This is a genomic window from Actinoplanes aureus (assembly GCF_015704865.1).
Classification (GTDB): Bacteria; Actinomycetota; Actinomycetes; order Mycobacteriales; family Micromonosporaceae; genus Actinoplanes; species Actinoplanes aureus.
Genome location: NZ_JADQTO010000003.1, coordinates 314,583 through 328,295, shown reverse-complemented (window position 1 = coordinate 328,295; position 13,713 = coordinate 314,583). Strand labels below are relative to the sequence as shown.

Annotated in this window: 15 protein-coding genes and 1 riboswitch; of the genes, 3 read left to right on the top strand and 12 right to left on the bottom strand. The window is 72.5% G+C overall.

The genetic code is table 11. From position 1 onward, the window contains the following. Window positions 1-35: 35 nt before the first annotated feature. From I4J89_RS07385 to I4J89_RS49345, 4 genes are read right to left on the bottom strand one after another with little or no spacing between them, the layout of a single operon-like run. Window positions 36-1,400 carry a sensor histidine kinase gene (locus tag I4J89_RS07385; protein ID WP_196413080.1) on the bottom strand — a complete coding sequence of 455 codons (1,365 nt, stop codon included), beginning with the start codon at window positions 1,398-1,400 and terminating at the stop codon, window positions 36-38. Beyond that, entirely contained in the window at window positions 1,401-2,069 is a 669-nt protein-coding gene (locus I4J89_RS07380) for a response regulator transcription factor (RefSeq protein WP_196413079.1), read from the bottom strand. Between the two features lie 43 nt (window positions 2,070-2,112). Further along, entirely contained in the window at window positions 2,113-2,367 is a 255-nt protein-coding gene (locus tag I4J89_RS49350; RefSeq protein ID WP_230858489.1) for a hypothetical protein, read from the bottom strand. Further along, a complete protein-coding gene (locus I4J89_RS49345; RefSeq protein ID WP_230858488.1) occupies window positions 2,364-2,759 on the bottom strand; it encodes a dioxygenase family protein in 396 nt (131 codons plus the stop codon). Before I4J89_RS49345 ends, I4J89_RS49350 begins: the two co-directional genes overlap by 4 nt. Window positions 2,760-2,894: 135 nt before the next feature. On the opposite strand from I4J89_RS49345, the gene I4J89_RS07370 reads away from it, so the two are divergent. Further along, entirely contained in the window at window positions 2,895-4,037 is a 1,143-nt protein-coding gene (locus tag I4J89_RS07370) for a LolA family protein (RefSeq protein ID WP_196413078.1), read from the top strand. Window positions 4,038-4,092: 55 nt separating this feature from the next. Here I4J89_RS07370 and I4J89_RS07365 read toward each other — a convergent pair whose 3' ends face one another. The 5 genes from I4J89_RS07365 to I4J89_RS07345 all read right to left on the bottom strand — a co-directional run bounded on the left by I4J89_RS07365 (window position 4,093) and on the right by I4J89_RS07345 (window position 9,063). Beyond that, window positions 4,093-4,707, bottom strand: coding sequence for a tyrosine-protein phosphatase (locus I4J89_RS07365; protein ID WP_196413077.1), 615 nt, complete (start codon window positions 4,705-4,707; stop codon window positions 4,093-4,095). Window positions 4,708-4,730: 23 nt separating this feature from the next. Then, a complete protein-coding gene (locus I4J89_RS07360) occupies window positions 4,731-5,525 on the bottom strand; it encodes a phosphatase PAP2 family protein (RefSeq protein WP_230858486.1) in 795 nt (264 codons plus the stop codon). A gap of 125 nt (window positions 5,526-5,650) precedes the next feature. After that, the gene (locus tag I4J89_RS07355) at window positions 5,651-6,694 is read right to left on the bottom strand and encodes a tetratricopeptide repeat protein (protein WP_196413075.1); all 1,044 of its coding nucleotides are present in this window, start codon (window positions 6,692-6,694) and stop codon (window positions 5,651-5,653) included. Next, the gene (locus I4J89_RS07350; protein ID WP_196413074.1) at window positions 6,691-7,917 is read right to left on the bottom strand and encodes an ATP-binding protein; all 1,227 of its coding nucleotides are present in this window, start codon (window positions 7,915-7,917) and stop codon (window positions 6,691-6,693) included. Before I4J89_RS07350 ends, I4J89_RS07355 begins: the two co-directional genes overlap by 4 nt. A gap of 69 nt (window positions 7,918-7,986) precedes the next feature. After that, entirely contained in the window at window positions 7,987-9,063 is a 1,077-nt protein-coding gene (locus I4J89_RS07345) for an epoxide hydrolase family protein (RefSeq protein ID WP_196413073.1), read from the bottom strand. A gap of 53 nt (window positions 9,064-9,116) precedes the next feature. On the opposite strand from I4J89_RS07345, the gene I4J89_RS07340 reads away from it, so the two are divergent. Continuing rightward, window positions 9,117-9,575: a MarR family winged helix-turn-helix transcriptional regulator gene (locus I4J89_RS07340; RefSeq protein WP_196413072.1), complete on the top strand. Its 459-nt coding sequence runs from the start codon at window positions 9,117-9,119 to the stop codon at window positions 9,573-9,575. 92 nt (window positions 9,576-9,667) lie between these two features. Here I4J89_RS07340 and I4J89_RS07335 read toward each other — a convergent pair whose 3' ends face one another. The 3 genes from I4J89_RS07335 to I4J89_RS07325 form a co-directional block, all read right to left on the bottom strand. Continuing rightward, window positions 9,668-10,654 (bottom strand): C40 family peptidase, encoded by a 987-nt coding sequence (locus I4J89_RS07335; protein WP_309238224.1) that lies wholly within the window; start codon window positions 10,652-10,654, stop codon window positions 9,668-9,670. A gap of 18 nt (window positions 10,655-10,672) precedes the next feature. Next, a riboswitch (cyclic di-AMP (ydaO/yuaA leader) is annotated at window positions 10,673-10,803 on the bottom strand. Between the two features lie 119 nt (window positions 10,804-10,922). Then, on the bottom strand, window positions 10,923-11,834 hold the full coding sequence (locus I4J89_RS07330) for a M56 family metallopeptidase (protein ID WP_196413071.1): 912 nt from the start codon (window positions 11,832-11,834) through the stop codon (window positions 10,923-10,925). Next, window positions 11,831-12,184, bottom strand: a complete 354-nt coding sequence (locus I4J89_RS07325) for a BlaI/MecI/CopY family transcriptional regulator (protein WP_196413070.1) — start codon at window positions 12,182-12,184, stop codon at window positions 11,831-11,833. The genes I4J89_RS07330 and I4J89_RS07325 overlap by 4 nt, the downstream gene beginning before the upstream one ends. A 90-nt stretch (window positions 12,185-12,274) precedes the next feature. Between I4J89_RS07325 and I4J89_RS07320 the strand changes: the two genes are divergently transcribed. Further along, on the top strand, window positions 12,275-13,711 hold the full coding sequence (locus I4J89_RS07320) for a cytochrome ubiquinol oxidase subunit I (protein WP_196413069.1): 1,437 nt from the start codon (window positions 12,275-12,277) through the stop codon (window positions 13,709-13,711). The last annotated feature ends 2 nt before the right edge of the window (window positions 13,712-13,713 follow it).

Sequence of the window (13,713 nt, the reverse complement as noted above, 5' to 3'; positions counted from 1 at the left end):
GAGGCAGTGTACGTAAGCGAGAAATCCTCGCGCTGTCAGGCGGATCCGCGGCCGGCGGGTAGCCGTACCTCGACCCGCAGGCCCGGCTCCGCGTCGCCGAGAGTGACCGTGCCGCCGTGCCGGCGTACCAGCTCCCGGACGATGGCCAGGCCGAGGCCGGAGCCGCCGGCGTCGCGGGCGCGCGCGTCGTCGAGGCGGGTGAAGCGGTGGAAGACCCGCTCCCGGTCGACGGCCGGGATGCCCGGGCCGTCGTCGGCGACCACCATCAGCAGGTCCGGGCCGTCCGCCACGGTGCTCAGCGTGACCCGCTCGCGCTTGTGGCGTACCGCGTTGTCCAGCAGGTTCGCCACCACCCGGGCGAGGGCGTCCGGCTCGCCGACCAGTGGCAGCGGCACGCCGGGGTCCCGGTAATCGACGTCCGGGTAGCGTTCCGCGGTCTCGCCGGCCAGCTGCGCCAGGTCGAGGTGCTCGACCCGGCCGGTGACCGCGCGGGTCGTCCCGTCGTCCTGCCGGGCGAGCAGCAGCAGGTCGTCGACGAGCCGGGAGAGCCGCTGCACGTCGGCGAGCAGGTCGTCGGCGAGCGCCGGCCAGTCGGTGTCGTCCGGCAGCCGCTGCGCCACCTCCAGCTCGGTACGCATGTTGGTGAGCGGGCTGCGCAGCTCGTGCGCGGCGTCGGCGACGAACGCCCGCTGCCGGGCGCGGGCCGCGTCGAGCCGGTGCAGCATGTCGTTGAGGGTGACGGCGAGGCGGTGGATCTCGTCACGGGAGTCCGGCAGCGGCAGCCGGCCGGCCCGGGTCCCGCCGGTGATCTCCTCGGCGCCGGAGCGCAGCGCGTCGACCGGGCGCAGCGCCGCACCGAGCGCCCGCCACAGGATGGCCGCGAGCAGCACCACCAGCAGCGGGTAGACGACCGCCAGGGTGATCCGGAGCAGGTGCACGCTCTGGGTGATCTGGTCGGTGGAGCGGGCCACCAGGATGCGTACCGGGGCGGTCGGCGGTCCGGCGGTGACCTTCACGACCCGGGCCTCGCCGACGTAGCCGATCCGGCTGCCTCTGATCGGAACGCTGCGCCCGTCCGGCAGGTCGCGCAGCTCGTCGGCGTACAGGATGGACACCAGGCGGTCGGCGGTGGCGGAGAACCCGATCACCCGGCCGTCCGCGTCCAGGACCTGGACCTGCACGCCCGGGGTGACCGGGATCGGGTTGGTGAGTACGCCCTGGTCGACCAGCCGGCGTACGCCCTGCGCGGTGTCCATCGACTCGGAGTGCACCGAGCGGGTCTGCGCGTACCCGAGCACCGACACCAGCAGGACCCCGCCGGCGGCCAGGCCCAGGGTGAGCCCGGCGGCCGAGACCAGCAGCAGCCGGGCCCGCAGGCTCAGCTCGCGGATGCGCCGCATCTAGGCGGCCGGAGCGGCGGCCAGCCGGTACCCAGCGCCTCGGACCGTCTCCAGCCGGTCCCGGCCGATCTTGCGGCGCAGGTAGCCGACGTAGACCTCGACCGCGTTCGGCGCGGTCTCCAGGGCCGCGTCCCACACGTGGTCGAGCAGCTCGGTCTTGGACACCACCTGGCCGGGGCGGCGCATCAGGTACTCCAGGAGGGCGAACTCGCGGGCGGTGAGGGTGACCTCGTCGCCGGCCACGAGCACCCGGCGTTCCGCCGGGTCGAGTTCGACGTCGCCGAAGCTGAGCACGACCGGGCGGGCCTGGGCGCCGCGGCGCAGCAGGGCACGCAGGCGGGCGAGCAGCACGACGTACGAGAACGGCTTGGTGAGGTAGTCGTCGGCGCCGCAGTCCAGCCCGTCGGCCTGGTCGTACTCACCGTCCTTGGCGCTCAGCATGAGCACCGGCAGCCAGTGCCGCTCGGCCCGCAGCTGCCGCACCACCCGGTAACCGGACAGCCGCGGCAGCATCACGTCCAGGATCATCGCGTCGTAACCGCCGTGACGCGCCATCTCCAGGCCGTCCTGCCCGTCGGCGGCGACGTCCACCGCGAAGCCCTCGGCCTGCAACCCGCGGCGCAACGCCGCGGCGAGCCGTGCCTCATCCTCCACCACCAGCAACCGCACCTCCACACCTTGGCATGCCGGGGTCCGGTGACGGCACCGGCTCTCAGCGACTTCTCAGCGGCTCGGCGGCGGGCCGCCCCGGTCCACCGGGTCCGCCGGATCCCATCGGCGCGCCGGACGGTGCCCCGTCGCCGGTGTTCTGGCCGCCGGTCGGCGTGGTCGTGGTGTCCACCCCGACCACGAGCGAGACCGCGTAACCGGCCGTGGCGTCGCCGGTGACGGTGGCCAGCTGAAGGGCGCCGGAGTCCTCGCCGAACACGTTGTCGCCGTCCAGCGAGACCTGCTGGAGATTGGTCACCGAGCTCTCGTAGCCGGTTGGATGTGCGGCCACCGCCCGCTGTAGCAGGCCGGGAAGATGCTGGTGAACTCCACCTTGCCGGCGTCGTCGGCGATCTTTACGCCGCGCAGGTAGTTCTGCTCGGTGATGTTCTCCGAGTACTCGCCGGCGCGGTTGCTGTGCCAGACGTAGACGGCCACTCCGGCGAAGGCCGCGCCGGCGTTGGCCAGGTCCTTGACGGTCAGTGTGAGGGTCATCGGGATGCCCTCGGCGGTCCCGCTCGCCGTGCCGAAGCTGGACCGGATGTCCTTGCGCACGATGCTGCTCTCGGTCAGCACGTTCGGCCCGTTCGAGCCGTCGCCGGGGTACGGCCGCGGCAGCGGTCGCCCCGGTAGATGGGCCGGTCCATCCATTCTCCATTATTGTCCTTTAAGCCGGATATAAGGCTATCTGACCGACCCGGCGGGGACCTCCCTTAAGGGACATTCTCAGCGCCATCACAGCGGCGCCGGAGCAGGATGGGTCCCAGACAACAGGAGGTGGACATAGTGTCCGTGTTCAGGTCCAGGCCGGCGCTGCGCTGGCTCGTACCGTCGGCCGCCGCGGTGGCGGTCATCGGAGGCGGCGCGGCGGCCGGAACGATAGTGGCCAGCGCCGATCCGGCACTGCCCGAGCGCACCGCCGCCGAACTGCTGGTCGACCTACAGAACGCCGACCCGAAGGGGCTCTCCGGCACCGTGGTGCAGAGCTCCGACCTGGGTCTGCCGGGCGTCGCCGGGCTGCTGAGCAAGGCGGCACCCAGCGGCGGCGGCCTGACCAGCCTGATCGCCGGCAGCAACACCGCTCGCGTCTGGTACGCCGGTGAGGAGAAGGTCCGGCTCGCGCTGCTCGGCACCGACGGCGAGACCGACTTCATCCGCAACGGGTCGGACGTCTGGGCGTGGAACAGCACCAAGAACACCGGCACCCACGCGACCCTGCCGGCCGACAAGCAGGACCCGAAGGCCCTGCCGAGCGGCCTGCCGTCCACGCCGAAGGAGGCGGCCGACGCGGCCCTCGCCGCGATCGACCCCACCACCGAGGTGGCCACCACCGGCGCTGCCGAGGTGGCCGGGCGGGACGCGTACGAACTGGTGCTCACCCCGCGCGACACCAAGTCGCTCGTCGGCCAGGTCCGGCTGGCGATCGACGCGGCCGAGCACATCCCGCTGCGGGTGGACGTGTACGCGAAGAACGCCACGAAGCCGTCCGTCCGGGTGGCCTTCGAGCAGGTCAGCTTCGACGTGCCGGACGCCGAGCAGTTCGCCTTCAACCCGCCGCCCGGCGCCAAGGTCGACGAGGCCGGTTCGGTCTTCGGACCGGACGCCGCCAAGCCGGAGGGCGCCAAGCCGGGGGCGATCAAGCCGCAGGCCGGCAAGCCGGCCGGGGCCGAGGGCGAGCCGAAGGTGATCGGGGAGGGCTGGACGTCGATCGTGACGGCCAAGCTGCCCGAGTCCCCCGCGGACGCCGCCGCCGAGAGCGGCGAGGGAGCCGAGTTCGCCAAGGGCTTCCTCGACACGATGCCGAAGGTCAGCGGCGAGTGGGGCAGCGGGCGCCTGCTGAGCGGTGCGCTCTTCACCGTCCTGCTCACCGACGACGGCCGGGTCTTCGCCGGCGCGGTCACCGCGGACGCCCTGTACGCGGTCGCCTGATCCACGCACCGAACGGACCCCGTCGCTCCTCTGAGCGGCGGGGTCCGTCCGCGTCCTACGGCTCGACCAGGCGCTCGCGGATCGCCGCGAGACCCTCGTCCGGAACCCCGGCCTGCCGCAGGTAGGCCTCCACGCCGCCGTATCGCTGCTCGGCGTGCGTCAGCGTGTTGCGCATCGCCACGGCCTCGGTTCCGGGAGTACGCGCGAAGTCCGCCGCGATCGTCTCGGGTGCCACCCCGGCGGCGCCCAGCAGCAGCGCGATCAGCGCCCCGGTCCGGTCCCGGCCGCCGCGGCAGTGCACGAGCACCGCGCCCGGCGGGGCGGCCGCGATCACCCGGAAGGCGTCGGCGATCCGTTCCCCGTTGTGGTCCAGCAGCGGCGCGTACGTGTGCTCGGGCGGGTCGTAGCCGATCGGGTCGCTCAGCAGCGGCAGGTTGCGGTAGGCCGGGTCGGCGGCGACCGGGCTCGGGTCCAGCTCGCACTCGCGGGGCCACCGCAGGTCCAGGATCAGCGCCGGGCGCAGCGCCCGCACGGCGGCGACCGACGCGGTGGTGAGCAGCCCGTGGCTGTCCGAGCGGATCAGCGCACCGGAGCGGATCCGGCGCCCGTCGCGGGTCGGGGTGCCGCCGAGGTCGCGGGCGTTGCTGCAGTCCGGCCAGTCCAGTCCCACGGGAGGCAGCGTAACCGGAAGGTTCAGCCGACGGGTGCGTGACGGCTGCCGGCCGTACGCTGCCGTGGCAGCGGCGGGACGGTTTGCGGCCGGGGTGCGGCGGGACGTTGCGGGCGGAGCAGCGCGTAAGCGGCCGCGACCAGCGCGCCGGCGGCGATCGCGTCCAGCCAGTAGTGGTTGCCGGTGGCGACGACCACCAGCAGGGTCACCACGGGATGCAGCAGCCAGAGGCCCCGCCATCGAGCCGCCGGGATCGCGGTGAACAGCGCGATCGCGACCACGATGGCCCAGCCGACGTGCAGCGAGGGCATCGCGGCGTACTGGTTGGAGAGCTGGTCGGTCTCGGGGGCGCCGTAGACGGCCGGGCCGAACAGGCGGCCCAGGTCCAGCATGCCGGTCGCGGTGAGCATCCGGGGCGGCGCGAGCGGGATCAGGAAGTGGACGACAAGCGCGCCGGAGGTCAGCAGCACCAGGACGTTGCGGGTCCAGCGGTAGTGGGCCGGGCGCCGCAGGTACAGCCAGATCAGGCAGGCCGCGGTGGCCGGGAAGTGGACGTACGCGTAATAGCAGTTCGCCGCGGTCACCAGTGCGGGCCAGTCCAGCACGGCGCGCTGCACGGCCAGTTCGCCGGGCATACGCAGCCACCGTTCGGCGTCCCAGATCGCGTCCGCGTTGCGGAACGCCTCGTCGACGTGCCCGTTCGCCGCCAGCCGGGCCACCTTGTAGACCAGGAACAGCACCGCGACGAGGCCGAGTTCGCGTGCCGCGGCGAGGATCGGAACCCGTACGCCTGCCGGCGCCGGGTTGCGGCCGGTCAAGCGGCGCCTGAATTCGCCATGACTCTCCCCCGTATTCTGGACTCGGGCCAGCATCCGGGGATCTTGCAGGTAGTGCAAGATTCATCAGGGCGAAAGTGATCTATCGCGCATCTGAAACACGGCTGTCACACCGGGTCGGCCCGCCGGATCACGAGAAGCACCATCCGGGCCGCGAAGGCGAGTGCCATCGCCTGCCATCGCGCGGTCACCGCGTACGCCAGGAGGAGCGCGACCGTCGCGCCGGCCGCGATCAGGCCGCCGGGCACCGCCCGGCGCGTACGCGCCGGCAGCAGGGCCAGGCAGCGCCAGGGAACGAGGCCGGCCGGGATCAGTACCCGGGCCATGAACAGGAGCAGCACCACCGCGACCGTCACCGCCGAGGCTCGGGCGAGCAGCACCGCGCCCGGCCACCAGGAGGCGGCCACCACCAGCAGACCGGTCACCGCCACCCCGGCCGCCAGCCCCCGGTGCAGGCCGCTGAGCAGGCCACGGATCGGCCAGGTCATGGTCGCGGCGTCGAGCCGGGCCGGATGGTCGGCGGCCAGGTCGCGCAGCCCGCGCATCGCCCGGCCGACCCGCAGCCGCTCGGCGTCCAGCAGCGCGATCATCCAGCGGCCGTCCGGGTTGTCCGGGTCCCGGGCGAGGGCGTCGCGGACCGCCTGGCGCGCCGGGTCCCGGTGGCCGGCCTGCCGTTCGATCTCGGCCAGCGTGAGCAGGTCGGGGACCGATTCCGGCGCGAGTTCCAGAGCGCGGCGGGCCGCCTCCCGGGCCCCGCCGAAGTCGCGGCGCAGGGTGAGCACCCGGGCGAGCACGCGGTGCGCGGGCGGGTGTGCCGGGTCCAGCCGGACCGCCTCCTCGGCCTCGCCCAGGGCCTCGGCCAGGCGCTCCTCGTCCGCGCGGGACCGGCCTTTCCGGCCGCCGTCCGGGAGCAGCAGGAGGCACTCGGCCCGCTCGATGTGGGTGCCGGACAGGTGCGGGGCTGCGGCCACCGCGGCACCGGCGGCGGCGAGGGCGTCCGCCCGGCGGCCCTGCAGGCGGAGCAGGCCGGCCAGCAGAGCGAGGAGTTCCGGGTCGGCGGGCACGTCGATCAGGCCGGCCCGGACGGCCTCCTCGGCCTCCCGGAGACGGCCCACGTCGGCGAGCACCCGCGCACGCGCGGCGGCGGTCACCGCACCTTGCGCTTCTTCAGGTACGCGGCCAGGTCGTCGTACTCGCCGCTCTCGTTGGCGAACATGGCGACGTTGCGGGCGGTGCCGAACCAGGCGTCGGTCGACGGGCGCACCTCGCGGGCGGCGGCCAGCATGTCCGACTGGTTGATCATGCGGACCTCGCCGGTGGCGATGGAGTCGCGCATCGCGTACTCGGCGGCGGTCTCGCACAGGTGGGCCAGGTCGGCGCCGGAGTAGTGCTCGGTGGCCGCGGCGACCTGCGCCAGGTCGATGCCGGCGACCGGGCGGTCGCGCAGGTGGTACTCCAGGATGGCCGCGCGCGCCGGTGCGTCCGGCGGCAGGACCAGCACGGTACGGTCCAGCCGTCCCGGCCTGCGCAGGGCCGCGTCGACGTCCCACGGCGCGTTGGTCGCCGCCAGCACGAACACCCCGTCGTTGCCGCCGTCCACCCCGTCGAGCTCGGTGAGCAGCTGGTTCACCACGGTACGCATGGACGACTGCAACTGGCTGCGCTTGTGCCCGAGCGCGTCGATCTCGTCCAGGAACAGCACGCAGGGCGCGTGACCGCGGGCCGACTCGAACAGGTCGTGGAGGTTGCGCTCGGAGCTGCCGATCCACATGTTCAGCACGTCGGTGATGCTGAGCGAGATGAACGCGGCGCCCATCTCACCGGCGACCGCCCGGGCCAGGAACGTCTTGCCGCAGCCGGGCGGGCCGTAGAGCAGCAGGCCGCCGCGCAGGCTCTTGCCGAACAGCGAGCGCAGCTTCGGGTTGCGCAGCGGGCCGAGGAAGGAGACCTCCAGGCGCTTCTTGACGTCGGCCATCCCGCCGACGTCCGCCAGGGTGACGGTCGAACGCTCGACGTCGAAAGCGCGGTCGGCGTGTCCGTGCACCGGGTCGGGCTCGCCGTCGGCGCGGGCGAAGCGTGGTGGGACGACGTCGCCGAACTGTTGTTCCAGGGCGGCCCAGTCGACGCCTGCGCCCGTCGCGGGCGGCTCCGCGGGCTGCTCCGCGGGCGGCTCGGCCGGACCCAGCGCCCGGGCCATCAGCTGCTGGGCGGTGGTGTTGCCGGGCTCGCGGGCGAGCACCTGGGCGGCGTGCGCGATCGCTTCGGCGCCCCGGCCGGCGGCCACCAGCATCTCGGCGAGGTGCAGCCGCAGCGGCAGGTCGTCGGGGCGGGCCTGCACCGCGGCGGTGAGGCTGTCGATCAACGCGTCGCTCATAGGAGGCGATTATGCCCCGGCCGGCCAGGGATGATCGGTGGGCGGTCACCCCCGGCCCGCCGGTGCCGGTCAGCGGTTGGTGAGGGTACGGAAGAACGTGGTCACGTCGGCGGCGAACGCGTCCGGGACCTCCAGGGCCGCGAAGTGGCCGCCGCGCTCGAATTCCGTCCAGTGCCGGATGTCGAGGCGCTGTTCGGCGAGCGGGCGCACCGACTGGACGATGTCGCCGGGCAGGACCGCGACGCCGAGCGGTGCCGGGCAGGGCGGCCGCACCCCGGCCAGCCCGCTCTCTTTGATCAGGCGAGCCGCCGAGCCCGCGGTGCCCATGAACCAGTGGTGGGCCACGTTCGCCACGATGCGGTCGTCGGGTACGGGCGTAGCCGGATCGGCCCAGGTGTGGAACTTCTCGGCGAGGAACGCCAGCTGGCCGGCCGGTGAGTCGTTGAGCGCGTAGGCCGGGGTCTGCGGGGTGGCGGCGAACAGGATCTGGTGCGGGTGCCGGTTGGCGGCCAGCCGCATGGTCTTCTCCAGGCGGGCCCGGTCCGCGTCACCGAGCCCGTCGGCGGCGCCCGGCGTGGGCAGGTAGTTCACGTGCACGCCGACCACCTGGTCGGGAGCGGCCACGGCGAGCGCCTGGGAGATGCCGGAGCCCCAGTCGCCGCCCTGCGCGCCGTACCGCCGGTAGCCGAGCCGGTCCATCAGCTCGGCCCAGGCGCGGGCGACCCGGTCCAGGCCCCAGCCGGGCCGGGTGGTCGGGCCGGACAGCCCGTAACCGGGGATGGCCGGGACGACCAGGTGGAAGTGCTCGGACAGCTTGCCGACGGCGTCGAGGAACTCGACGGTGGAGCCGGGCCAGCCGTGCGTCAGGACGAGCGGCAGGGCCTTCGGGTCGGGGTTGCGCAGGTGCAGGAAGTGCACCCGGTCGCCACCGATCTCGGTGACGTACTGCGGCAGGGCGTTCAGCTCGGCCTCGTGTGCCCGCCAGTCGAACTTCGCCCAGTGCTCGGCCAGGGCACGAACCCGGTCCTGCGGGATGCCGTGGTCCCAGCCTGCGCCCGGGATCTCGCCGGGCCACCGGGTACGCGCCAGCCGGTCGTGCAGGTCGTCGAGATCGGACTGCGGGATGTGGAGCGCGAATTCGTTCATACGGCTAACGTTAGGCGCTCTAACGTTAGCCCGTCCAATGTTAGGCTGGTCACGTGGATCATCTCCCGAGCTGGCTGCTCACCCAGACCGCCGTGCACGCGCACCGCCTGGTCGCCGACGGGCTCGGCGCGGTCGGAGCGCGCGGCTATCACTACCGGCTGCTGCGGTCGCTGCTCGCCGACGGGCCGGCCAGTCAGGCGACGCTCGGGCGGCGGACCGGCATTCACCTGAGCGACCTGGTCGGCACGCTCAACGAGCTGGAGGCGGACGGGTACGTGGGCCGCTCCCCCGACCCGGCCGACCGGCGGCGCAACGTCATCACGGTCACCGAGGCGGGCCGGGAGCGGGCGGCGGAGCTGGCGGCCCGGGTCGAGGGGATCCAGGACGAGCTGCTGGAGCCGCTGGACGCGGACGAGCGTGCGCGGCTGGTGGCATTGCTGGGCCGGGTGCTGCGGCACCATCAGGACCGCACCGGCCCGGCGGCCGCGCTGCGGCCGGGAGCGGGCAGCTGATCGCGGGGTAGCCCGGGGACCTTTCGTCACCCGTACCGGAAAAGACGAAACGGCCGCTGCCCGAAGCTGACAGCGGCCGTTCGTGCGATGCCCTAACCGGGCCGGCGATAGCCGGCGATCGGACCGCGATCGATCGACGCCATCCGCACGTGGTCTCCCGTGTGCGGGGCGTGCACCACCTTGCCGCCGCCGATGTAGAGGGCGACGTGGTGCAGATCGGAGTAGTAGAAGACCAGGTCACCCGGCTTCAACTCGTCGCGGCTGACCGGCGTGGTCGAGCCCCACTGGTCCTTCGTGTAGTGCTCGAGGTGCACGCCGACCGAACCCCACGCCTCCTGCGTCAGACCCGAGCAGTCGTAGCTGTTCGGGCCGTTGGAGCCGAAGACGTAAGGCTTGCCGATCAGGTCGCACGCCTTCTGGGCCGCGCGACCACCCTTGTCGTTGGTGTACGTCACCGGGCACGGCCCGGTCCGCAGCGGCCCGTCGTCGACGTCCGCCGTCCCGTACGCCTGGATCCGCAACTTCTGCAGGTTGCCGATCTCCTTCTCGATCGCCGTCTTCTTCGACGCCAGATCGGTGTCGCGGACGGCGATCTCGGAGGCGAGCTGGTCCACCTTGGCCTTGTCGGCGGCGTACTTGTCGCGCAGCCGGGCGACGTCGGCGATGGACTGCTCCTGGTTGTAGGCCAGCTGGTCGAGAAGGGTGAGCTTCTCGGTCAGGCTGTCCGGGTCGCCACTGACGATGGCGTTCAGCGTGCTCGGGGGTCCCTGCATGTAGGCGTCGACCGCGAGGCCACGGACCTCGACCATGGCGGCGTCCACCTGGGCCTGCAGGGGCGCCAGGGTCTTCTCCAGCTGCTTCTGCTGCTTGCGCAGCTTGGTCAGCTTCCCGTGCACGTCGTTGTACTGCTCGATGACGGGCTCGAGCTTGTTCCACTCCGTATCGATCTGCTTCTCGATGCTGGAGGGCGTGGGCTCGGCGTGGGCAACTGCCGGTCCGGTGAGAACGAGCCCGGACGCGGCCACGGCGCAGATGAGGCCACGCATGAGGCCGGCGCGCCGCGCGCCAATCCGTTTCACGTTAGGTGCGTTGTCCTTTCTTCCTCATCCAGCCGCCGACCGGGTTAGCTGTCGGGTTCGGGCGGGAAGAACGCCCGGCCGCGTCGCCGCGGCTTCACCCCCGGTACCTGGTTCCCCGGCTCGCGGATGCGATTAGGCGGTGGTTCGCCAGATCGGCCGGGTGGACGATGGGGGGCTGCCGAACCGGGGATCACCGTACTCGGATGATCCCGGTAACTGAAGCTTGCCCACGCGGCGAAACCGTTTGCACGGTGCCGGTCACTGAGCGTTACCGGAACGGCCAGGCGTTGAGGGCTTTGGCGAGCCAGGGGACGACCAGGACTACGGTCGGTAGCACCAGGAGGCCTACGGCGGCAGCGCAAGCGGCCACCGTCAGCGCCGTGGAGCTACGGTCCGGACCGTCCAGGCGGGCCAGCCGGCGCCGCCGGGATTCACCCTCCGGGTCGGCGGTCACCTCCTCCGCCAGGGGGACGGCGTCGGCGAGACGAGTTAGCGCGGCCCGCAGCGGCGCGGGCCCGGTGCGGCGCCTCGCGGCGTCATCCGCCACCATCTCCAGAAGCAGGTGTACGGCGTCCAGCGGTGCCCGGCTGCGCAGTGGGCCGGGTACCGCCCGGTAGAACGCGGTGAACGACTCCATCACCAGCTCGTGCCGGTGCCGCAGATGGGCGCGCTCATGGGCGAGGACCGCGTCGACCTGCTCGGAGTCGAGCACCCGGAGCACGCCGTCGCTGAGGACCACACGTGGTTTGCGGCCGGGCACGCAGTACGCCATGGGCAGGGGGCCGTCGAGTACCCGTACCTCGCCGCCCTCGATCTGCTCCCGGCGCTCGACCCGGTCGAGCAGATCGACGAGCATGCGGTGCCGGGCGCGCCGGGCCCGGGCCCGGTAGCTCACCCGGCCGAGCGAGATGAGCAGCCGGACCACGATGGTCGCGGCCACCGCGAGGGAGAAGATCAGCGCGGCCACGGTCTCCGGATGGCCGGCACCGGCGGCGCGGGCCACCTCCTCCGGGGCGGCCAGCACGACGCCCAGGGCGCAGAGCACCGCGGTCAGCGTCAGCGCCTGCCAGAGCAGCACGCCGGCCACCGGGGCGCGGTCCGGCCACCGGGCGTTCGCCAGGATCCCGGGCGCGACCAGGGAGAGTGTGAGCCCGAGCGCGCCGAGCAGGAGGGCGGTCACCGCTCGGGGTTACGTGCCGCTTCGATAGCCGCCTTGAGGGCGTCCGGGGGCAGCTGACCGACGAAATACGCCAGCGCGGCGTCGCGGTCGGGGGTGGAGCTGAGCGCGTCGAGCATCAGGCCGGCGGTCATCTCCTCGCGGGTCTGCGCCGGCGCGTACCGATAGGCGCGGTCCGCCTTCTGCTGGGTGACCAGGCGTTTCTTGGCGAGCCGGTCCAGCACGGTCATCACGGTCGTGTACGCCAGGTCGCGGTCCCGGCTGAGCAGCTCGTGCACCTGCCGGACGGTGAGTGGCTCACCCGCGTCCCACAGCTTCGTCATGACCTCGCGTTCGAGGTCGCCCATCGCCATGTGGGCCACTCTACTGCACGGCGTCGTACTACAGGGCGTAGTATCTACTACACGGTGTCGTATTAGAACCGTGTCGTAGGGGGGCCTCTCGTGGATGTGCTTGACCTGACCCGGCTGCAGTTCGCGGTCGTGACGATCTACCACTATCTGTTCGTCCCGTTGTCGATCTGCCTGTCCGCCGCCGCGGCCGGGCTCCAGCTGGCCTGGATGCGCACCGGGCAGGAGCGGTTCCTGCTGCTCACCAAGTTCGTCGGCAAGCTGCTGATCGTCACGTTCGCCGTCGGTGTGGTGACCGGCCTCGTCCAGGAGTTCCAGTTCGGGCTCGGGTGGAGCGCGTTCGCCCGGTTCTACGGCGACGTGTTCGGGCCGACGCTGGCCATCGAGGGGATGCTCGCGTTCTTCCTCGAGGCGACGTTCCTGGCGCTCTGGTACTTCGGGTGGGACCGGCTGCCCCGGCGGCTGCACGCCGCGACGATCGTGGTCGTGGCGGTGGGGACGCTGCTGTCGGCGTACATCATCCTGGCGGCCAACTCGTTCATGCAGAACCCGATCGCGTACGCCCTGGACCCGGTGACCGGGCGGGCGCACCTGACCAGCTTCACCGAGCTGCTGACCAACGAGGTGGTGCTGGCCGCCTTCCCGCACACCATCGCCGGGTGCGCGATGGCCGGAGGTGGCCTGCTGATGGCGATCGGCGTGTGGCGCTCATCCGCGGACGCGGCCTTCCGTACGCTGTCCCGGCTCGGTGCCTGGATCATGCTGGCCGGCGGCGCGGCGGTGGCGATCAGCGGCGATCACCTCGGCAAGGTGATGACCGCGGTGCAGCCGATGAAGATGGCGGCGGCCGAAGCGCTCTACGAGACGACCACCGGAGCGCCGTTCTCGGTCTTCGCCATCGGGTCGCTCGGGCACGATCGGCCGTTCTTCAGCATCGAGATCCCGTACCTGCTGTCGTTCCTCGGTACCGGCTCGTTCGGCGGGACCGTGCAGGGGATCGACGATCTCCAGGCGCAGTACGTCGCCGAGTACGGGCCGGGCAGCTACGTGCCGATGATCCCGGTGGCGTTCTGGACGTTCCGGCTCATGATGGGCGCGGGGATCCTGGCCATGGCACTCGCCGCCTTCCACCTGTGGTCGACGGCCGACCGGTCCGGCCGCTTCACCGCCCGGCTGGCACGGCTCACCGGGCGCCTGCCGTCCTTCCTCCAACCTGGCAGCGGCACGCCGCGCTGGCTGCGCCGGTTCGTCCTGCTCGCGCCCGCCCTGCCCGCGGCGGCCAACACCTTCGGCTGGATCTTCACCGAGACCGCGCGGCAGCCGTGGCTGGCGTTCGGCATCTCCAAGGTGGCCGACGGCATCTCCCCCGGTTTGACCAGCGCCGAGGTGATCGCCTCACTGGCCGGGTTCACGCTGATCTACGGCCTGCTGGCGGTGGCCTGGTGCCGGCTCGTCATGCACCTGTCCCGTCAGCCGCTGGCCGCCCCGCCGGTCTCCCCGGCGGCCGCCGAGCCCGCCCTGGCCTACTAGGA

Excerpts from the sequence above, each read along its gene's own strand:
- I4J89_RS49345 (WP_230858488.1), bottom strand. The coding sequence starts at position 2,759 with ATGGATGGACCGGCCCATCTACCGGGGCGACCGCTGCCGCGGCCGTAC.
- I4J89_RS07345 (WP_196413073.1), bottom strand. The coding sequence starts at position 9,063 with ATGAACGAATTCGCGCTCCACATCCCGCAGTCCGATCTCGACGACCTG.
- I4J89_RS07350 (WP_196413074.1), bottom strand. The coding sequence starts at position 7,917 with ATGAGCGACGCGTTGATCGACAGCCTCACCGCCGCGGTGCAGGCCCGC.
- I4J89_RS07385 (WP_196413080.1), bottom strand. The coding sequence starts at position 1,400 with ATGCGGCGCATCCGCGAGCTGAGCCTGCGGGCCCGGCTGCTGCTGGTC.
- I4J89_RS07325 (WP_196413070.1), bottom strand. The coding sequence starts at position 12,184 with ATGGCGATGGGCGACCTCGAACGCGAGGTCATGACGAAGCTGTGGGAC.